Origin of the sequence: Bradyrhizobium sp. HKCCYLS20291 (assembly GCF_051167715.1) — a bacterium.
Lineage (GTDB): Bacteria > Pseudomonadota > Alphaproteobacteria > Rhizobiales > Xanthobacteraceae > Bradyrhizobium.
On sequence record NZ_JBNPTO010000027.1, the window covers coordinates 51,624 to 71,597 of the forward strand.

Consider the following 19,974-nt stretch of genomic DNA (forward strand, 5'->3'; position numbering starts at 1 on the left):
GCGTTGGGCTGCGGAGAAAGTGATGACCATGCGAAACAAGGGCCTGCTTGCCACGGGTCTCGTGCTGGGTGCTGCGCTGACGGCGTCGCCCGGCCATGCTGCAAACCTCGATGCAACGTCCACGGTCGACGCCGTGACGGTCTATCCGGATGGCGCGACGGTGACGCGGGCGATCACGCTCGATGTTCCCGCCGGTGACAGCACCGCCTTTGCCAAGGACTTTCCGCTCGGCCTCGATATTGCTTCGCTGCGTGTCGAGGGCGAGGCCGGGACGAAGCTCGTGATCGGCACCGTGGATGTCAAGCCTCCCCGTGCGGCGCCGCCCGTCAATCTGCCCGATATCGACAAGCGCATCGAGGCGTTGAAGGACGAGCGCGCCAATCTCGACGGCGCCATCGCCGCCGCGCTCGCGCGCAAGAAATTCGCCGAGCGTTTTGCCGAGGCCTCTCCCGCCGGTCTCGGCGAGAAGGGCGAAGCGCGTCCGATCGCGGAATGGCGCACTGCCTTCGCGGCCGTTGCGGAGGAGGTCGGTCAGGCCGACGGGGCCATTCGCGACGCCGAGCGCAAGCAGCGCGACATCGATCGCGAGATCGCGCGGCTGCAGGCCGATCGCGCCGCGAAGCCTCCGAGCAAGCTAGAGGTCCAGATCGAGCTGTCGGCTGCGGCTGCGACGAAGGCGACCCTCCGCGTGACCTACGCCGTGCGCAACGCGCGCTGGGTGCCGCTCTACGACGCGCGCCTCGATACGTCGGCGAAGGACCGCAAGCCCGCGCTGGAACTGGTGCGCCGTGCCGAGGTTCAGCAGAGCACCGGCGAGGACTGGTCGGATGTGGCGCTCTCGGTCTCAACTGTCAGGACCGGGCGCGGCGGCAGCGCCCCGGAGTTGAGGACGGTGATTGCGCAATATCCATCGCCGCCGGCTCCGCCCATGGCCCAGCTCGGGACGCTGGCCGACAAGGCACCGAGGCAGCGCAGCGTGGAAGCGCTCGCCCCGAGCGCCGCAGCTCCCGAGATGGCGAAGCGAGCAGAAGAACGCGAGACCGCTGTCGAGATCAGCGCCTTCCAGACCGCGTTCCGCCTTCCCGGCCGTGTCAGCCTCGGCACCCATGATGGCGCCAAGAGCCTGCGCATCTCGACGGCAATGATCATGCCGGAGCTCATCATTCGTTCGGCGCCGGTGGCAGACCCCACCGCCTATCTCGAGGCGAGCTTCACGCAGAGCGAGGACGCGCCGCTGCTGCCCGGCAAGGTCGCGATCTATCGCGATGGCATGTTCGTCGGCACGTCGAAGCTGGCTTCCTCCGGCAAGGTCGAGACCGTTCGCCTCGGCTTCGGAGCCGACGACAAGGTCAAGGTCGAGCGCAGCGTGGTCAAGCGCAACGAGGGCTCGGCGGGACTGATCGTGACGACGGCGAAGATCGACGAGCGTGCCTTCAAGACGACGGTGCGTAACGCCCATGACTTCCCGGTCAAGGTGGCGATCCAGGATCAGCTGCCGGTCAGCGAGAACGAGGACATCACCGTCGAGATGCTGCCGTCGACCACGCCGCCGACCGCGACCAATGTGCGCGACCGGCGCGGCGTCACCGAATGGCTGCTCGACGCCAAGCCGAACGAGACCAAGGAGGTCTCGTTCGCGTGGCGCGTCCGCTGGCCCAAGGACAAGTCCATCGTGATGCAGCCGTCCGGCTAGGTGCCGGACCTTGCTGATTACGGGGGCGGGGCTCGTTCCCGCCTCCGCATGAGTTCATCGACGGCCGGCGCCGACGCGGTCGAGCAGGGCCGCTCCGGTGCGGATGCCGTTGTAGAAGCAGTCGATCGTCATGTTCTCGTTCGGCGCATGGTTGGCTTCGTCGGCGTTGGCATAGGGCACGACGAAGGCGGGCACGCCCAGGATCTTGGTGAACACGTAGTCCGGCAGGCTGCCGCCAGTGCAGGGAATCTCGAACGGCGAGACGCCTTGCGCCAGCTCGAGGGCGCTGCGGATGATCGCGCCATAGGGCGAGTCCATCGGCACGCGTGACGGCAGCATGCCTCCGTGGGGAATGAACTCCACCTCCGGCGCGTGCTTCCTGACATGGGCCTCGACCTTGGCCAGCACGTCGGCGGGCGTCATCGCCTCGACCAGGCGGATGTCGCATTTCGCGACGGCCTCGCACGGCAGCACGGTCTTGGTGCCCGGGCCGCCATAGCCGCCATGCAGGCCGTTGATGGTCAGCGTCGGGTGAAACATCAGCCGTTCGTAGTAGCCACGGTCCGCCGGCTGATCGAGCCGGCTGAGACCGAGGCTCGTCTTGGCGGCGTCGAGGTCGAGCGGCAGGCGCTTCACCGCGGCGACGTCCAGCTCGCTCGGCGGCACGATCGCATCATGCAATCCGTCGATCGTGATCTCGCCGGCGGCATTCTTCATCGTCGCCAGCAGATGCACCAGCGTCCAGATCGGGTTCGGCACGATGCCGCCGAGATTGCCCGAATGCACGTCACGGCTGGCGTGCCTGGCGCGCAGCTCGAACGAGCACATGCCGCGCACGCCATAGGTCATGGTCGGCCGCCCCGAGGGATGCATCGGGCCGTCGGCCGTGACGACGAAATCGGCCTTGAGCCGCTCCTTGTGGGCGGCGACGAAATCGGCAATCCGCGGGCTGCCGATCTCCTCCTCGCCCTCGAGCAGGAAGATCACGTTGCACGGCAGCTCGCCATGCACCTTCAGGTGGGACTCGATCGCCATCAGCTGCGCGAAGTGCTGGCCCTTGTTGTCGCCGATGCCGCGCGCATAGATGCGGCCGTCGCGGATGGTCGGCTCGAACGGCGGGCTCAGCCACAGCTCCAGCGGATCCGGCGGCTGAACGTCATAGTGGCCGTAGAGCAGCACGGTCGGCGCACCCGGCTTCTTCTGCCAGCGTCCGAGCACCATCGGATGGCCGGCAGTCGGCAGCGTCTCCGCGTCGAGCTCGATTCCCTTGAGCATGTCGACCAGAAGTGCGGCGACCTCGGCGATCCCAATATTGTGCGCGCTGATGGACGGATGCCGGACGTAGTCCATCACGCGGGTCAGGAAGCGCTCTTTCTCCGCATCGATGTGGCGGAACACCGCCTCCAGCTGGGCGGAGGCAGATGGCGGCGGCTGCACCTCGGTCATGAGAACGTCCTGCGAAGAAATGAGGAGACGTTGGCCGTTGTGACGCAAATGACGGCGAAAGCAAAGCATCGATCATCCGCGACGGGGAGGCGGACTTGATCCAGAACAAGCGCGGGGACAGGCCCGGTTGTTAAGGCTGGTGCAGTTCCGGGGCTGCAATCAAGCTCTGGACGCCAACCCGAGTGTGCCGACATGGAATCCGATCCGAATGTCCGCAAGCAGGCCATTGCCGTCGGCTACATCTTTCTTGCCGGCGTCGGCATGCTGCTGCTGCAATGGCTGCTGACCACGTACAACACCGTCGAGACCATCCCCTATAGCCAGTTCGAGCAACTGGTGGAGCAGGGGAAGATCGCCGAGGTGTCGGTCAGCCAGGATACGATCCAGGGCAAATTCAAGGACAAGCAGGCCGACGGCAAGACCTCGTTCATCACGGCGCGGGTCGATCCGCCGCTCGCCGAGAAGCTCGCGGCCAAGGGCGTCACCGTGACCGGCGTCCCCTCCGGCGGCGCGATTCAGACTTTGCTGTCCTGGATCGTGCCGGCGCTGATGTTCTACCTGATCTGGGTGTTTCTCGGCCGCAAGGTCATGGACCGGCAGGGCTTCGGCGGCCTGATGTCGATCGGCAAGTCGCGCGCCAAGGTCTATGTCGAGACCGACACCAAGGTGACCTTTGCCGACGTCGCGGGTGTCGACGAGGCGAAGTTCGAGCTGCAGGAGGTCGTGCAGTTCCTGAAGGATCCGAAGAGCTATGGCCGGCTCGGCGCGCACGTGCCGAAGGGCATCCTGCTGGTCGGCCCGCCCGGCACCGGCAAGACCTTGCTGGCGCGGGCCGTGGCCGGCGAAGCGGGGGTTGCGTTCTTCTCGATCTCGGGATCCGAGTTCGTCGAGATGTTCGTCGGTGTCGGCGCTGCCCGCGTTCGCGACCTGTTCGAGCAGGCGCGCAAGGCCGCGCCCTGCATCATCTTCATCGACGAGCTCGATGCGCTCGGCCGCAGCCGTACCGCCGGCGGTCAGCTCGGCGGCTATGACGAGAAGGAGCAGACGCTCAATCAGCTGCTCGCCGAGCTCGACGGCTTCGATCCGAGCGCCGGCGTGATCCTGCTTGCCGCTACCAACCGGCCCGAGATCCTGGATCCGGCGCTGCTGCGCGCCGGCCGCTTCGATCGCCAGGTGCTGGTCGACCGGCCCGACAAGGGCGGCCGGCTCGCGATCCTGAAGGTCCATGTTCGCAGGATCACGATGGCCGGGAGCGTCGATCTCGACAAGGTCGCGGCGCTGACGGCCGGCTTCACCGGCGCCGACCTCGCCAATCTCATCAACGAGGCCGCGATCGCGGCGACGCGCCGCAACGGCAGCGACGTGACTTTCGATGATTTCACCTTGGCCATCGAGCGCATCGTCGCCGGTATCGAGAAGAAGAGCCGTGTGCTCAGTGCCGCCGAGCGGCGCCGGGTCGCCTATCACGAGATGGGCCACGCGCTGGTCGCGGCCAATCTCACCGGCGTCGATCCGGTGCAGAAGGTCTCGATCATTCCCCGCGGTGTCGGCGCGCTCGGCTACACCATGCAGCGTCCGACCGAGGATCGCTTCCTGCTCGCCGTCAGCGAGCTCAAGAACCGCATCGCGGTCCTGATGGGCGGGCGGGCGTCGGAGCAACTGATCTTCGACGGCGACGTGTCGACCGGCGCAGCCGACGACCTGCAGCGTGCGACCGAGATCGCGATCGAGATGGTCACCAAATACGGAATGGATGGGACGGTCGGTCAGAGGACCTACGCGCCGCGTCCGCAGGCTTCGTTCCTGCAGCCGCAGGATCAGATCGTCTCGGCGGCCGAGGAGACCGGGCGCGAGATCGACCTGGCCGTGCGGCAGCTGATCGCCGACGGCGATGAGCAGGCACGCGCGATTCTCGAACGCCACCGCCCGGATCTCGAGCGCGGGGCTGCGCTGCTGATCGCCAAGGAGACGCTGACGGCCGAGGAGTTTGCCCCGCTGCGGCCGGCCGCCTCCCGCGAGGCGGCGATGACGGGCTGACCCGTGGTTCTACGGGCAAGTTCCGCAACGGAACCCTAACCAACACGTGTTGAATTGTTCGACGATTTTTCGCTGGCGATTGATGACATTTGCCGAGGAGTTCGTCGCGTGCTGTTGAATAACATGAAGATCGCTCCCAAGCTGGCGATCGTGGTCGGCGTCGCGCTCCTGGGTCTTGCTGCGGCCGGAACGTTCGCCGCCAACCTGATGCATCGAGAGATGGTCAACGCCCGCATCGAGCAGTGCCGGGCGATCGTCGAGACGGCGCGCAACATGGCGATGGGCCTCATCAAGGAGGTCGAGGCTGGCAAGTTGACGAAGGAGGCGGCGCTGGACGAGTTCGTCAAGCGCGGCAGCACGATGACCTTCGACAAGGGCTCGGGCTATCTGTTCGCCTACACGATGGAGGGCAACGTCGTGTTGTCCCAGGACCCGAAGCTGCGCGGCTCGAACGTCATCGATTTCGAGCTCAACGGCCGCAAGCTCGTCGTCGAGCTACGCGACGGCGTCGCCAAGGACGGCGAGGTGACCCTGCACTATGAATATCTGCGGCCGGGCCAGGAGCAGCCGATCCGCAAGATCTCTTATGCGGTAGCCATCCCCGGCTGGAATACGTTCGTCGGCACAGGCGTCTATGTCGACGATCTCGATGCCAAGATGAAGCCGTTGAAGCTGTTGATGTGGCTGGCCTGCGCGGGAATCGCGGTCGTCGCCGGCGGCATTGCCTGGCTGATCAGCCGCAGCATCAGCGTGCCGCTCAACCGTCTCGGCAGCCGTATGCGCGAGCTCGCCGAAGGCCAGCTCGATGGCGAGATTCCCGGCGTTGGCCGCGGTGACGAGGTTGGCGCGATGGCCGCTTCGGTGCAGATCTTCAAGGACAATGCGATGCGTGTGCGCCAGCTGGAGCAGGCGGAGGCCGCGACTCACCAGCGCGCCGAGGCGGAGCGCCGCGCGGCCATGCAGAACCTCGCCGCCGACTTCGAGCGCAGCGTCAACGGCATCGTTCGCTCGGTTGCGTCGGCCGCCGAGGGTATGCAGCACACCGCTGAATCGATGACGTCGACGGCGAGCGATGCGAGTTCGCGGGCCTCCACCGTCAGCGCCGCCACCCAGAGCGCCAACGACAATGTCGGCACGGTCGCGGCCGCTGCGGAGGAGCTCTCCAGCTCGGTCACCGAGATCTCCCGCCAGGTCGCCCGCTCCAGCGAGATCGCGAGCAAGGCAGTCGGCGACGCCGAGCGCACCAATGCCACCGTCCAGGTGCTCTCGACCGGGGCCGAAAAGATCGGCGAGGTGGTCAAGCTGATCCACTCGATCGCGGCGCAGACCAATCTGCTGGCGCTGAACGCCACCATCGAAGCCGCACGGGCGGGCGAGTCCGGCAAGGGGTTTGCCGTGGTCGCCTCCGAGGTCAAGGCGCTTGCCAACCAGACGGCGAAGGCGACCGAGGAGATCTCGGCCCAGGTCGCAGCGATGCAGACCTCGACCCAGGATGCGGTTGCGGCGATCAGCGGCATCACCCAGACGATCGCGCAGATGAGCGAGATCACGAACTCGATCTCCACCTCGATCACGCAGCAGGGCGACGCGACGCGCGAGATCGCCCGCAACATCCAGTCGGTGGCGGCCGGCTCCAATGAGATCAGCGCCCATATCGGCGGCGTCACCAAGGCGGCGGAAGCGACCGGCATGGCGGCTTCGGAAGTGCTGGCCAGCGCGCGCGAACTCGATAGCCAGTCCGGCCTGCTGCAGCAGGCGGTCGACGGCTTCATGGCCAAGGTGCGAACCGCGTAGCCAAGGCGACGACATCGGATCTGCTCTCGAGGCCGAAGCGACAGCCAGAGACCGTCGCGGTCAGGCGACCTTGGTACGGCCGGTGCGTGATGCGATGACCACGCCAGCGATGACCAGTGCGTAGCCCGCCAGGTGAAACGGCTTCAGCTGTTCACCGAGCAGCAGGATCGCCAGCACCGAGCCGAACAACGGCACGAGATGCAGGAACGGCGCGGCCCGGTTCGGTCCGATCAGCCCGATGCCGCGGTTGAAGAACAGGTAGGCGAGCGTGGATGCGAACACCACGACATAGCCGAGCGTCAGGATCGACAGCAGGTCGGGCTGCAGCACGAAGCCGGACGCGTACTCCCAGACCGCCAGCGGGAACAGCAGCACTGCGCCCAGCGCCGTACAGCACGAGATCAGCGACAGCTGGTGAACGGCAGGCCGCCGCGTCATGACGGCCGAGTAGATCCCGAACACCATGAGCGCGCCGGCAAACATCAGGTCGCCGCGGTTGAACTGGATGGCGGCGAGAGCTCCGAGATCGCCGCGCAGCAGGATCACCAGAACGCCGATCAGCGACATCGCAATGCCGGCGAACTGCGCCGCGGTGAGCCGCACTCCGAACAGGACGAGCGACCAGAGCGCCACGAACAGCGGGGCGGAGGATTGGATCAGCAGCCCATTGAGGGCCTGGGTGTACTGCATCGCCCAATAGGACAGCGCATTGTTGATGGCAAAGCCGGTCAGCGCGAGCACCAGCAGCAGCGGCCAGTTGGCCAGCAGCGTCCGCCAGTCACGCGCCAGATGCGCGCGGGCGAACGGCCACAGCATCAGGAAGGTCCCGACCCAGCGAATGCAGGACAGCGTCAGCGGCGGAACGTGGCCTGCGACATAGCGCGCCAACACGATGTTGCCCGCCCAGAACAGCGACGCCAGGGTGAGCAGCAGATAGGGCTGATTGTTGAGCCAGGCCAGCGGCGAGGTCGAACGTGGTTGGGTGGGCAAGGAATCGGCTTCTCTTGTTGACCAACCTTGTGCCGGAAACCGCCGGCGCGACAAGAGCGCCCGGCGGAATGGCGCTATGCCGAAAAGCGAACGGGCCTTTACAAAACGAATATTCGTTTTTATGGTGACGGGGTGATGCTAGCCAATCGAACCGACGGTCGCGGTTTGTGGCGTCGGACAGGAGCCGCGCATGCCGAAACTCAAGCCTGAATCGATGGCGGCGCGCCGTGACGAGATCCTGCAGGCCGCTGAAATCTGCTTCGCGCGCCAGGGTTTCCATCAGACCACGATCGCCGACGTGATCGCGCAATCCGGTTTGAGCGCGGGCTGCATCTACGGTCATTTCGCCGGCAAGGAGCAGCTCATCCAGGCGATCGGCGAGCATCGCCATGCCCGCGACGCGGCGTTGCTCGCCGCAGCGCGCGACAGCTCCGATCCGCTGGACGCATTGCGCGCCATCGCGCGCGCGTCGCTTGCTGACATGCAGAAGGACGAGGGCCTGCGCAGCCGTCGCATCGCGCTGCAGCTCTGGGCCGAGGCGCTGCGGGACGACGCCATCCGCGGCCAGGTGATCGACGGCGTTCGCAAGCCCGTCGCGCTGATTGCCGAGTTGCTGCAGCGCGGCCAGCGGCTCGGTCTCATCGACCGGGCCGTCAATGCGCGCAGCATGGCCCGCACGATGGTCGCGATGTTTCAGGGCTTCGTGCTGCAGCGGCTCTGGGGTGAGCCGTTCTCGCCGTCCGAGGCGATGGCGAGCTTCGAACTGCTGCTGTCGAGCCTGGCGCCGCGGCGATGAGGTGCATCGATCGTCTCCAACAGCGCAGGGCGGGTCGGCGCGATGGATGTCATTGAACTCATCGGCGGTCTCGGCACCGGATTGGTCGGCGGCTTCACCTCGGGGCTGCTCGGCGTCACGCCCGGTGGTGGGCTCGTGGTGTTCGCGGTCATGCTGCTCGGAGCCGAGCAGCACGCCGCGCAAGGCCTCTCGCTGGTCGCGCAGATCCCACCGACAAGCGCGGCCGGCATCAGGCGCTATTGGGACAGCGGCAGCCGGGTGACCGCGGCGGCGCTGCTCTGGCTCGGCGTGGGATTCCTGGTCGGCGGCGTCGCCGGCGCGCTGATGGCGAACTGGGCGACGGCAGCGGTGCTGCAATGGTCCTACGTGGTGTACCTCTTGATGCTCGATGCGTTGCTGCTGCGCCGGCGACAGGCGAAGGAGTCCGCCGAAGCAGGCGGAGCTGCGCCGGAGCCGGGTCGAGCGGCGCTGCTGGCGGTGGGCTGCGCGGCGGGCGTGTCCTCGGGCTTTCTCGGGATCGGCGGCGGGCTGGCCACGGTGGTGGGCTTGAGCGCGGTGCTCGGCATGGCGCAGCACCGGGCCCAGATGATCAGCCTTGCGCTGACGATGGTGCCCACGACACTTCCATCAGCCTGGGTCTACTGGCGGCACGGCGCCATGCCGGCCTGGCCCGTTCTCGTCGCTGTCATCGCAGGCCTCGTGGTCGGTACCGACATCGGCGCACGCCTGGCCAACCGCGTTCCGCCGGAACGGTTGCGCGTCCTGCTGGTCGGCTTCGTGTCGCTGATGGCCGTCTGCATGACGCTCAAGGCGCTTGGATGAGCTGTTGGCCTCACGTCGCCTGCTTGCGCGAGGCGGCGTAGACGCCGCTCAGCACCAGGGCGAAGCCGATGACGTGAAAGATCTGCGGTTGCTCGCCGAGGAAGACGAAGGCCATGATCGAGCCGAACACCGGCACGACGTGGAAGAACGGCGCGGCGCGGTTGGCGCCGATCAGCAGCACGCCGCGATTGAAGCAGAGATAGGCGATCGTCGACGGGAAGATCGCGACGTAGAGCAGCGACAGCAGGTTCTGGGTGTCGAACGCCATCACCGGGCGCGCGTTGAGCTCCCAGATCAACAGCGGAATCAGGCTCGCCGCGCCGCAGCCGAAAGTGAAGGCGACCATCGACAGGCCATGGATCTGCGGCCGCTTGATGGACAGCACCGAGTAGAAGCCGAACACCGCCAAGGCGACCAGGAAGATCAGGTCGCCCTTGTTGAAGCTGATCTCGGCGAGCGCAGCCGGATGGCCGCGGGTCAGGATCAGCAGTACGCCTGCGAGCGACAGCACGATGCCGATCGCTTGCGCCAGCGTCAGGTGCACGCGCAGCAGCACCATCGACCAGAGCGCCACGATCAGCGGCCCGCCGGATTGCAGCAGCAGCGTATTGAGGGCCTGGGTGTATTCGAGCGACCAGTATTGCAGCGTATTGAACGCGCCGATGCCGGTCACCGACAGTGCGATCATGATGCCGAGCTTGGAGCGGATCGCCGGCCAGTCCTGGCGAAGCTGCTTCCAGGCCAGCGGCAGGATGATCAGGAAGGCCATTGACCAGCGCAGGAACGACAAGGTCACCGGCGGGATGTGACCGGCGGCGAGACGGCCGACGACGGCATTGCCGGCCCAGCACAGCGCCGTGATGCTGAGCAGCACATAGGGCTGGTTGGCGATCCAGGCGCGTGTTGGCGCTGGGGACGCTGTGGGATCGGCGGCAGACATGCGACGGCGTTGGCCCCGGTTCGTGCGCCGCGGCATCCGGCCCGGTCAATCCCGGCCGCTGGTCCTCCCCGGCCTCGTCGAGAGACACCAATTGCAGCTGCCCATCAAGAGGGCAGATGCATCGCGACCATGCAGCGGCGGCGGTCATCAACGTGGGTGATGAAGATGGCGCCGATGACGTCGCGTAGGGCTGGAGCGCAGCGCGAGCGATTTCATCGCTTCCGCGCTGATCAGATAGGCGGCCACAAGGGCGGCGATGGCGGCCAGCAGAGTGACCGGCGGCGCGACGAAGCCGAACCATGCGCCTGCCGGCGTGAAGGGAACGACGAGCGCGACGAACAGCGCGGTCAGCGACGACGCCGTCAGCATCGGATCGGCCCGGTTGCTCCAGGGCCGGCCATTGGTGCGGATGATGAAGATCACGAGAATCTGTGTCGCCATCGATTCCAGAAACCAGGCTGTGCGGAACTCGTCAGGGCTGGCCTGGAACAGATAGAGCAGGACGCCGAAGGTGAGGAAATCGAACAGCGACGACAACGGACCCATGATGGCCGCGAAGCGCAGCAGCCGCTTCATGTCCCAGCGCTGCGGACGCGCGGTCGCCTGTGGGCTCACGCGATCGAACGGGATGCCGAGCTCGGACAGATCATAGAGCAGGTTGTTGAGCAGGATCTGCGTCGGCAGCATCGGCAAGAACGGCAGCATGATCGAGGCGACCGCCATCGACAGCATGTTGCCGAAATTCGAGCTCGCGCCCATGCGCACGTATTTCAGGATATTGGCGAAGGTGCGCCGCCCTTCCTCGACACCGTCGGCGACGACTTCGAGGTCGGAGGCGAGCAGGATCATGTCGGCAGCCGCCTGCGCGACGCCGGTCGCGCCATCGACGGACAGGCCGATGTCCGCCACTTTGAGCGCCGGCGCATCATTGATGCCGTCGCCGAGAAAGCCGACGACCTCGCCCGAGGCCTGCAGCGCCTTGACGATGCGCGACTTCTGATCCGGCGCGAGCCGGCCGAACGCATCGGCCGAGCGCACCTGCACGGCCAGTGCATCGTCGCTGAGCTCGGCGATGTCGCTGCCGGACAGCACGCGATCCGCCTTCAGCCCGACCAGGCCGGCGAGGCGTTTCACGACGACTGGATCATCGCCGGAGAGGATCTTCAACGCGATGCCGGCGCGCGCGAGCTGGGCGATCGCTGCGGCCGCGGTTGGCTTGGGCGGATCGGCGAACGCGCACAGGCCCTCGAAGATCAGCTCCTGCTCGTCGTCAGTCTCGATCTCGCGCGGAGCGCCGGTCCAGGGTTTTGAGGCGATCGCGACGGTGCGCAGCCCCTCGCGCGCCAGCGCGTGAACGCGCGCGCGCATCTCATCGCGGCCGCTATCGTCGAGCGCGATGACGCCGCCGGCATGACGTTGCCGAGTGCAGAGTTCGATGACGGCCTCCGGCGCCCCCTTCACGATCAGGATCTGATCCGTTCCTCGCACCGCCAGCACAGAGCCGAGGCGGCGCGAGAAGTCGAAGGTCTGCTGGCCGCCTAGCGTCCAACCCGCCGCCGCATGATCGGCGCCCGCGATCAGCGCCGTATCGAGCGAGCCGCGGTCGCCGCCGAGTGCGGCCGCAATGGCGCCGAGCTCCGCCGCGCGCGAATGGTCGCTGCCGTCGGGTGCGATGCTGCGCGCGAGTGTGATCTCCGCCGAGGTCAGCGTCCCCGTCTTGTCGGTGCACAGCACCGACATCGCGCCGAGATCGTGAATCGCCGCCAGCCGCTTCACGATCACCTTGCGCTTGGCCATGCGCAGCGCGCCGCGGGACAGCGTCACCGTCGTGATCATCGGCAGCAGCTCGGGCGTCAGTCCGACCGCGAGCGCCACCGAGAACAACAGCGAGTCGAGCACGTCGCGGCCGAACACGACGCGGACTGCGAGCACGATCAGCACCAGCGCGAGTGTGAGCCGCGCAATGACGAGGCCGAATTCGTGCAGGTCGCGCTCGAACGGCGTGCGCGCCTGTGCTTCCGCCAGCGCCGCGGCGGCCGCACCGAACATCGTGTTAGGTCCGGTGTTGACGACGAGGGCGACCGCCTCGCCGGTCTGCGCGACCGAGCCGCGGAACAGCGCGTTCGAGGTGTCGTTGTCATCGCTCGCGACGCCGGCCTGCTTGGTCACTGGATAGGGCTCGCCCGTGAGCGCGGCCTCGCCGGCGGTGAAAGCCTTGGATTCGAGGATCAGCGCATCGGCCGGAACGATGTCGCCGGCGCGCACGCGCAGGACATCGCCAGGGACGACCATGTCGACGTCGATCTCGCGATAGGCGCCATCGCGTTTGACCTCGGCCTTCAAGGCGACGGAGCGCCGCAGCTCCTCGGCGGCCTTGACGGCATGTCCCTCCTGAACGGTGTCGAGTCCAATCGACAGCGTGAGAATGAGAACGATGATCGCGCCGCCGATCGCGTCTCCTGTCGCCATCGAGATGATGCCCGCGACCAACAGGATGAGCGACAGCGGCTCGAGCAAGCGGCGAAGCACGGCGCGCAGGGGACCAACGACGTGAGACGGCGTATCGGCATTGCGGCCGTAGCGCAGCAGCCGTTGCGTAGCCTCGGTTTCGCCCAGGCCGTTGAGGTCGCAGCCCAGCGCTTCACAGGATTGCGCGGGAGAGAGGCGCCAGAACTTGTGCAGGACGGAGGTGGTGTCAGCGGTCACGTGCGCCCGTTCATGTTCGTGGACAAGGTTTCATGGCCATCATGCCTGATTTGCATGAACGATCGCGCCGCGGTTGACCTAGCGCAACATCCTGAGGGGGTGACGGCCTAGGTTGCGGAAAATGCGCCGTGGGGCTGACGGTCGCACGTCACGAGGACGACATCCCGCCCGGCCTGCCGGGCGCCATCTGTAAGACGGACATGGTCGATCAAGCCGCAGCCCTCCCGCGTCAGAGCAGCAAATCCTTGCCGAAGGTGTGGTCCGCGCTTCTGGCGCATCGCTGGTTCATTCTCGCGGTCATCCTGCTGCTCGGCCTCGGTAGCTGGCAGAGCGCGCGCGTCCTGCTCGGTCCCGCGGTCGTCGTCGATCAGGTCCGGCGCGGCGACCTGGTCGAGACCGTGGTCGCCAGCGGTCATGTCGAGACGCCGTTTCGCGTCGAGATCGGCAGCCAGATCACAGGCACGGTCGATGAGGTCCTCGTGCTGGAAGGCCAGCGCGTGACCAAGGGCCAACCGCTGATCTCCCTGGAATCGCGGGAGCTGAAGGCCGCGGTGGTCCAGGCGCAAGGGCAGGTGGCGCAGGCCGAGGCGCGGATGCGCCAACTCGCCGAGCTGACCTTGCCGTCGGCCCAGGAGGCGCTGCGCCAGGCGCAGGCAACCCTGCTCAACGCGCAGCAGACCTATGACCGCACCTCGCAACTGACCAGCAACGGCTATGCGACGCGAGCGTCGCTCGATGAAGCCCAGAAGACCCTCGACATCGCCCTGGCGCAGAAGCGCGCCGCCGAATTCCAGGTGTTCACCGCGAGTCCCGGCGGCAGCGACTACGTCATGGCCGAGACGCAGTTGAACCAGGCGCGCGCCACGCTCGACACCGCGCAGTCGCGGCTCGGCTACGCGACGATTTCGGCGCCGCGTGACGGCGTGCTGATCACGCGCAACGTCGAGAAGGGCACTGTCGCGCAGCCCGGCAAGGCGCTGCTGGTGCTGGCTCCATCGGGCGACGTCCAACTCGTGCTGCAGATCGACGAGCGCAACCTCGGCAAGCTGTCGTTGGGCCAGACGGCGTTGGCCTCGGCTGACGCCTATCCCGACAAGCGCTTCCCTGCCGTTCTCAGCTACATCAATCCGGGTGTCGATCTCTCGCGCGCCTCGGTGCAGGTCAAGCTGACGATCAAGGACCCGCCCGACTATCTGCGCCAGGACATGACCGTGTCGGTCGACATCGAGGTCGCCTCCCGCAAGGACACGCTGGAGCTGCCGGTGCGCTCGGTTCATGATCTCACCTCCGGCCAGCCCTGGGTGCTCGGCGAGAAGGACGGCCGCGCGGTCAAGCGGCCTGTCCGCGCCGGCATCCGGGGCAACAGCCATGTCGAGATCGTCGATGGACTGAGCGTCGGCGACATCGCGATCCCCGCAAGCTCCGGCTTGGTGACCGGGCAGCGCTTCCGTCCGGTGCTGCTGTGAACCGTTGGCTGCCGTTCGAGTGGATCGCGGCCGTGCGCTTCCTGCGCGAAGGGCGGCTGCAGACCCTGTTCATCATCGGCGGCATCGCGATCGGCGTCGCTGTCATCGTGTTCATGTCGGCCATGCTGGCGGGTCTCGAGGCCAACTTCATCAAGCGCGTGCTGACCTCGCAGCCGCAGATCCAGCTGCTGACACCGGATCAGGTCGCGCGCCCGCTGCGCAACGGCAACGGCGTGATCGAGGACGCCACCGTGCAGCGGCCGAGCCAGCGCGTGATCTCGATCGACCAATGGCCGAAGATCCGCGCCCAGATGCTGGCGATGCCGGAGATCACCGCAGTGTCGCCGACCATCTCGGGCTCGGCGCTCGCTATTCGCGGCGACGCCAGCCGCGCCGTGACGCTGTCCGGCATCGAGCCGGAGAGCTATTTCACGATCGTGCGGGTGCCGGACTACACCGTCGCAGGGGAGCCGCGGTTGACCAGCGAGGACATCATCATCGGCATCGAGCTGGCGAAGGACCTCGGCGCCGTGGCGGGTGACAAGCTCAACGTCCAGGCCGCCTCCGGCGCCAACCGCGTGCTGACCATCACCGGGCTGGTCGACCTCGGCAATAAGGGCGTCAACCTGCGTGCCGCCTATGTCGCGCTGCGCACCGCGCAGTCGCTGCTCGGCATGATCGGCGGCGTCACCACCATCGACATCACCGTGCAGGATATCTACGCGGCCGAGGACATCGCGCAGCGGATCCAGGCCGCCAATCTCGTCAAGGCAGACAGCTGGATCAAGACCAATGCGCAGTTTTTCACCGCAGTGCGGGCGCAGGAGACCTCCAACACGCTGATCCGCGTGTTCGTCGCGATGTCGGTCGCGTTCGGCATCGCGGCCGTGCTGATCGTGTCGGTGATCCAGCGCTCCAAGGAGATCGGCATCCTCAGGGCGATGGGCACCTCGCGTGGCCAGATCCTGCGCGTGTTCCTGCTGCAGGGCGGGCTGCTCGGTTTCATCGGCTCGCTGTTCGGCGCCGCGCTGGGCGCGGGTGCGCTGATCTATTGGCACGCGGTGCAGCGCCAGGCCGATGGCTCGGAGTTGTTTCCGCTGATTCTCGAGCGTCGCCTGTTCGTCATCACGGCCTTGCTCGCGACCGTGACGGGACTCCTCGCCGCGACCGCGCCGGCGTTGCGCGCGGCCAAGCTCGATCCGGTGGTGGCGATCCGTGGCTGAGGAAATCCTGCGGCTGGAGAAGGTGTGCAAGGCCTACAATGTCGGCCTGCCGACCGAGACGGAGGTGCTGCACGACATCGATCTGGAGGTCGATCGCGGCGAGTTCGTCGCGCTGATCGGCCCGTCGGGCTCGGGCAAGAGCACGCTGCTCAACATCGTCGGCCTGCTCGACCGTCCGACCTCCGGCCGGCTGACGATCAAGGGCCATGATACGGCGTCGTTGTCCGACACCGAGTTGACCCATCTGCGCGGCCACACCATCGGCTTCATCTTCCAGTCGCACCTCCTGATCTCCGCCTTCACGGCCAAGGAGAACGTGATGATGCCGCTCCTGGTCGAACGCGGCTTCCCGAGCCCGGAGATCGAGGCACAGGCCGGCAAGCTGCTCGACCAGGTCGGCCTGTCGAAGTTCGCCGGTCATCTCGCGAGCAACATGTCGGGTGGCCAGCAGCAGCGTGTTGCGGTGGCCCGGGCCTTGGCTATGAATCCGGATCTGGTGCTGGCGGACGAGCCGACCGGTAATCTCGATACAAAGTCGGCCGAGGCCGTGTTCGAGCTGATGCGCGAGGTCAATCGAACCGTCGGCACCAGCTTCCTGCTCGTCACCCACAACCTCGACCTGGCACGACGCTGTGACCGCATCATTGAGGTTGTCGATGGTCGGATCCAGACCTGAGCCGCTGCTGATGGCGCGTCGGGCCGCGAGACCGTGGCTTCGACCGTAGATTCGCCGCCGTTCGCGTCCTCAATGCAATGGCCTGGATTAACGCGTCGTCTGAAGCGCGGAGCCGGGTAGTCCGATCCGCAGCCGGGGCGGCATGAAATTTTGGGGCTTATCAAAGGCTTGGTGGCGCTGTTGTGTGCTCCGAGGGCCCGTTCTTGCTTGCCTAGCCCGGCCGCTTCCTTTATCCGGTGGGGCGCCTCGCAAGCGAGCGGTTCCGGCCGCCTTTTCGGCTGGGCGCATGGTTGGCCTGGCCGGCCCCTCTTCGGAACCGATCTCATCCGAGTCGATCGTGCTGTTTTGGATTTTGGCAGAGGAAAGAGCTGCGAATGGCTAACGTGGTCGTCGTCGGCGCCCAATGGGGTGACGAGGGGAAGGGCAAGATCGTCGATTGGCTGTCGGAGCAGGCCGACATCGTCGTGCGCTTCCAGGGCGGTCATAACGCCGGCCATACGCTGGTCATCAATGGCGCGACCTACAAGCTGGCGCTGCTGCCGTCGGGCGTGCTGCGCGCGGGCAAGCTGTCGGTGATCGGCAATGGCGTCGTATTCGATCCGCAGGCCTTTCTGGAAGAGGTTGGCAAGCTCCAGGCGCAGGGCCTGACCATCAGCCCCGATAATCTGCGGGTCGCCGAGAACGTCACCCTGATCCTGCCGCTGCATCGCGAGCTCGATGCGCTGCGCGAATCTGCCAGCGCTGCGACCGCCATCGGCACCACCCGTCGCGGCATCGGCCCTGCCTATGAGGACAAGGTCGGCCGTCGTGCCATTCGCCTGATGGATCTCGCCGATCTCGATACGCTGCCGCACAAGATCGATCGCCTGCTTGCCCATCACAACGCTTTGCGTCGCGGGCTCGGCCTGGAGCCGATCGACGGCAACGTCATTCTGAACGAGCTGACCGCGCTGGCGCCGAAGCTGCTGCCTTATACCGAGACGGTCTGGCGGCTGCTCGACATCAAGCGCCGCGAGGGCAAGCGCCTGTTGTTCGAAGGCGCGCAAGGCGCGCTGCTCGACGTCGACCATGGCACCTATCCCTACGTGACCTCGTCCAACACGGTGGCGGCGCAGGCCGCGACCGGTGCCGGCCTCGGCCCGGGCGCGATCGGCTACGTACTCGGTCTGTGCAAGGCCTACACGACCCGGGTCGGCCAGGGACCTTTTCCCACCGAGCAGGACAACGAGACCGGCCGCAGGATCGGCGAGCGTGGTCGTGAGTTCGGAACGAATACCGGCCGGCCGCGTCGTTGCGGCTGGTTCGATGCGGTCCTGGTTCGCCAGGCGGTGCGGACCTGCGGCATTAACGGTCTTGCCCTGACGAAGCTGGACATTCTCGATGGTTTCGACACCATCGAGGTCTGCACCGGCTACAGGCTGGACGGCAAGGAGATCGATCATTTCCCGGCAGGCGAGGGCGCACAGGCTCGGGTTGAACCGATCTACGAGACGATCGAAGGTTGGAAGCAGCCGACGGCGAACGCCCGCTCCTGGGCCGATCTGCCGGCGCAGGCCATCAAATACGTCCGGCGCATCGAGGAACTGGTGGGTTGTCCGATTGCGCTGCTTTCCACCAGCCCCGAACGCGAGGATACTATTCTGGTCCAGAATCCCTTCGAGGCGTGACGGGATCCGACAGCGAAGCGCGCGAATTGAGTTGATATGGCCGACTACTACCCGCTGATAGCCCGTGCCATTGCCGGATTGGACCCCAACGCTCCCGGGGAAAGCCGGCGCGCGCTCTACGAGCGGGCGCGCGCGGCCCTGATCGCGCAATTGCGCAGCGTTCAGCCGCCGCTCAGCGAGTCCGAGATCACGCGCGAACGGCTGTCGCTCGAGGAGGCCGTTCGCAAGGTCGAGGCGGAAGCCGCCCAGCGTGCCCGCGAAGCGCAGCGCGCCTCCATCACCGGCACGGCCCGACCAGGCGACGCGCTTCGGCGAGCTGGCGCGCGCAATCCGGATGCGCCCGCCGCGCCTGCCCCGCCGCCGAACGCGGCGCCAGACCAGACGGCACTGGCCACCCCGCGGCCGCCGCGTCCAGCCGCAGCAGCACCCGTTGCGGCCCGCGCCGATCGTCCGCCGCCCACTCCCGAGCCGACCGACCGACCGGCTCGTCCGGCCCGGCCGGAGGCTGCTCCCGCCGCCGTTGCGCCGGCGGCGCCGCCGCGACCCCAACCGCCGCCGCCCGCTCCGGCGGATGCGCCGTTGCCGGGGCGCGATCGCCCGGCTGCCCCGCGCCGCGGTCAGGACAACAACGGTGCTGCTGTCCCGCCGCCGTCGATGCGCGGCTTCCGCGACATCACCGCCGATGTCGATGATCTCGGCAAGGCCACCGCGCAGGCCAACCGCGCCGCCCGCAAGACCTACGCCAACGTTCCGGCGACCGACCTCGACCGGCTCGAGGATGACGACGACAGGCCGCCACTGCCCACCGAGCCGGCCTATTCGTATGACGAATCGGTCCAGGAGGCCGAACGGTACGCGGTGCCGGCGACATCGACCCGTCAGCGCGCGAGTGCCGAGCGCGAGGTCAAGAAGAAGCCGGAGCGCAGCGGTGCGGCCTTTCCGTTCAAGATGGCGATCGCGGTCGGCATCGTGCTGATCCTGATCGGCGCCGGTCTTCTGTGGGGCCGGCCGCTGATCGGTACGGTTTCGGGCCTGTTCAAGTCGACCTCCACGGTCGAGACGCCCAAGGACACCGGCGCGCCGCTCACCAAGCCGAAGATCACCGACCGCGTCGGCCAGGCGCCGTCCGCGGATCAGATCGCTCCGGTGGCCCAGAAGGTCGTGCTCTACGACGAGGATCCGGCCGATCCGAAGGGCAAGCAGTATCTCGGCTCGGTGGTCTGGCGCACCGAGCAGATCAAGGCGACGGGTACGCAGAAGGCCGACATCGCGGTGCGTGCGGACATCGAGATTCCGGATCGCAAATTCAAGATGACGATGTCGTTCCGCCGCAACACCGACACGTCGCTGCCGGCGAGCCATACCGCCGAGTTGACCTTCATCCTGCCGCAGGACTTCGCGGGCGGCGGTGTCGGCAACGTGCCGGGCATCCTGATGAAGTCCAACGAGCAGTCGCGCGGCACGCCGCTGGCCGGCCTCGCGGTCAAGGTGACCGACGGCTTCTTCCTGGTCGGCCTGTCCAACGTCGACGCCGACCGGAGCCGCAACGTGCAGCTGCTGAAGGAGCGCTCCTGGTTCGACGTTCCGCTGGTCTATTCCAACCAGCGCCGCGCGATCATTGCGATCGAGAAGGGGGCGCCGGGCGAGCGCGCCTTCAACGACGCCTTCGCCGTGTGGGGCGACTGACCGCGCGACAGGGCTTCGTTGGTTCGGCGGAT

14 protein-coding genes are annotated in these 19,974 nt (G+C 67.0%); 10 read left to right on the forward strand and 4 right to left on the reverse strand.

Features of this window, described 5'->3' with window-relative positions:
- Positions 1-28 precede the first annotated feature (28 nt).
- Positions 29-1,693, forward strand: a complete 1,665-nt coding sequence (locus ACQR07_RS35260) for a mucoidy inhibitor MuiA family protein (RefSeq protein ID WP_434906666.1) — start codon at positions 29-31, stop codon at positions 1,691-1,693.
- Between the two features lie 54 nt (positions 1,694-1,747).
- Here ACQR07_RS35260 and ACQR07_RS35265 read toward each other — a convergent pair whose 3' ends face one another.
- On the reverse strand, positions 1,748-3,139 hold the full coding sequence (locus ACQR07_RS35265; RefSeq protein WP_434906646.1) for a M20/M25/M40 family metallo-hydrolase: 1,392 nt from the start codon (positions 3,137-3,139) through the stop codon (positions 1,748-1,750).
- 192 nt (positions 3,140-3,331) lie between these two features.
- On the opposite strand from ACQR07_RS35265, the gene ftsH reads away from it, so the two are divergent.
- On the forward strand, positions 3,332-5,176 hold the full coding sequence (gene ftsH / locus ACQR07_RS35270; RefSeq protein WP_434906647.1) for an ATP-dependent zinc metalloprotease FtsH: 1,845 nt from the start codon (positions 3,332-3,334) through the stop codon (positions 5,174-5,176).
- Between the two features lie 108 nt (positions 5,177-5,284).
- Positions 5,285-6,970: a methyl-accepting chemotaxis protein gene (locus tag ACQR07_RS35275; protein WP_434906648.1), complete on the forward strand. Its 1,686-nt coding sequence runs from the start codon at positions 5,285-5,287 to the stop codon at positions 6,968-6,970.
- A gap of 60 nt (positions 6,971-7,030) precedes the next feature.
- Here ACQR07_RS35275 and ACQR07_RS35280 read toward each other — a convergent pair whose 3' ends face one another.
- Positions 7,031-7,960, reverse strand: a complete 930-nt coding sequence (locus ACQR07_RS35280) for a DMT family transporter (RefSeq protein ID WP_434906649.1) — start codon at positions 7,958-7,960, stop codon at positions 7,031-7,033.
- Between the two features lie 190 nt (positions 7,961-8,150).
- Between ACQR07_RS35280 and ACQR07_RS35285 the strand changes: the two genes are divergently transcribed.
- Together ACQR07_RS35285 and ACQR07_RS35290 are read left to right on the forward strand one after the other, a co-directional pair.
- Positions 8,151-8,756 carry a TetR/AcrR family transcriptional regulator gene (locus ACQR07_RS35285; RefSeq protein ID WP_434906650.1) on the forward strand — a complete coding sequence of 202 codons (606 nt, stop codon included), beginning with the start codon at positions 8,151-8,153 and terminating at the stop codon, positions 8,754-8,756.
- A 42-nt stretch (positions 8,757-8,798) separates the two neighbouring features.
- The gene (locus tag ACQR07_RS35290; RefSeq protein WP_434906651.1) at positions 8,799-9,578 is read left to right on the forward strand and encodes a sulfite exporter TauE/SafE family protein; all 780 of its coding nucleotides are present in this window, start codon (positions 8,799-8,801) and stop codon (positions 9,576-9,578) included.
- Between the two features lie 10 nt (positions 9,579-9,588).
- Here the strand turns inward: ACQR07_RS35290 and ACQR07_RS35295 are convergent, their stop codons facing one another.
- Together ACQR07_RS35295 and mgtA are read right to left on the reverse strand one after the other, a co-directional pair.
- A complete protein-coding gene (locus ACQR07_RS35295; protein ID WP_434906652.1) occupies positions 9,589-10,518 on the reverse strand; it encodes a DMT family transporter in 930 nt (309 codons plus the stop codon).
- Positions 10,519-10,665: 147 nt separating this feature from the next.
- Positions 10,666-13,224 (reverse strand): magnesium-translocating P-type ATPase, encoded by a 2,559-nt coding sequence (gene mgtA / locus ACQR07_RS35300; protein ID WP_434906653.1) that lies wholly within the window; start codon positions 13,222-13,224, stop codon positions 10,666-10,668.
- A 200-nt stretch (positions 13,225-13,424) separates the two neighbouring features.
- Here mgtA and ACQR07_RS35305 point away from each other — a divergent pair, with 200 nt between their 5' ends.
- The 5 genes from ACQR07_RS35305 (at position 13,425) to ACQR07_RS35325 (ending at position 19,942) form a co-directional block, all read left to right on the forward strand.
- Positions 13,425-14,690 (forward strand): efflux RND transporter periplasmic adaptor subunit, encoded by a 1,266-nt coding sequence (locus ACQR07_RS35305; protein ID WP_434906667.1) that lies wholly within the window; start codon positions 13,425-13,427, stop codon positions 14,688-14,690.
- Positions 14,687-15,913, forward strand: coding sequence for an ABC transporter permease (locus ACQR07_RS35310; RefSeq protein WP_434906654.1), 1,227 nt, complete (start codon positions 14,687-14,689; stop codon positions 15,911-15,913). The genes ACQR07_RS35305 and ACQR07_RS35310 overlap by 4 nt, the downstream gene beginning before the upstream one ends.
- Positions 15,906-16,589: an ABC transporter ATP-binding protein gene (locus ACQR07_RS35315; RefSeq protein WP_434906655.1), complete on the forward strand. Its 684-nt coding sequence runs from the start codon at positions 15,906-15,908 to the stop codon at positions 16,587-16,589. The genes ACQR07_RS35310 and ACQR07_RS35315 overlap by 8 nt, the downstream gene beginning before the upstream one ends.
- 374 nt (positions 16,590-16,963) lie before the next feature.
- The gene (locus ACQR07_RS35320) at positions 16,964-18,256 is read left to right on the forward strand and encodes an adenylosuccinate synthase (RefSeq protein WP_434906656.1); all 1,293 of its coding nucleotides are present in this window, start codon (positions 16,964-16,966) and stop codon (positions 18,254-18,256) included.
- A 36-nt stretch (positions 18,257-18,292) separates the two neighbouring features.
- Positions 18,293-19,942, forward strand: a complete 1,650-nt coding sequence (locus ACQR07_RS35325) for a hypothetical protein (RefSeq protein ID WP_434906657.1) — start codon at positions 18,293-18,295, stop codon at positions 19,940-19,942.
- Positions 19,943-19,974: the final 32 nt, after the last annotated feature.

What these genes read in the sequence shown, in the direction of transcription:
- ACQR07_RS35305 (WP_434906667.1), top strand. Translation starts at nt 13,425, where the DNA reads ATGGTCGATCAAGCCGCAGCCCTCCCGCGTCAGAGCAGCAAATCCTTG.
- ACQR07_RS35320 (WP_434906656.1), top strand. Translation starts at nt 16,964, where the DNA reads ATGGCTAACGTGGTCGTCGTCGGCGCCCAATGGGGTGACGAGGGGAAG.
- ACQR07_RS35325 (WP_434906657.1), top strand. Translation starts at nt 18,293, where the DNA reads ATGGCCGACTACTACCCGCTGATAGCCCGTGCCATTGCCGGATTGGAC.
- ACQR07_RS35295 (WP_434906652.1), bottom strand. Translation starts at nt 10,518, where the DNA reads ATGTCTGCCGCCGATCCCACAGCGTCCCCAGCGCCAACACGCGCCTGG.
- ACQR07_RS35265 (WP_434906646.1), bottom strand. Translation starts at nt 3,139, where the DNA reads ATGACCGAGGTGCAGCCGCCGCCATCTGCCTCCGCCCAGCTGGAGGCG.
- ftsH (WP_434906647.1), top strand. Translation starts at nt 3,332, where the DNA reads ATGGAATCCGATCCGAATGTCCGCAAGCAGGCCATTGCCGTCGGCTAC.
- ACQR07_RS35290 (WP_434906651.1), top strand. Translation starts at nt 8,799, where the DNA reads ATGGATGTCATTGAACTCATCGGCGGTCTCGGCACCGGATTGGTCGGC.
- ACQR07_RS35260 (WP_434906666.1), top strand. Translation starts at nt 29, where the DNA reads ATGCGAAACAAGGGCCTGCTTGCCACGGGTCTCGTGCTGGGTGCTGCG.
- ACQR07_RS35285 (WP_434906650.1), top strand. Translation starts at nt 8,151, where the DNA reads ATGCCGAAACTCAAGCCTGAATCGATGGCGGCGCGCCGTGACGAGATC.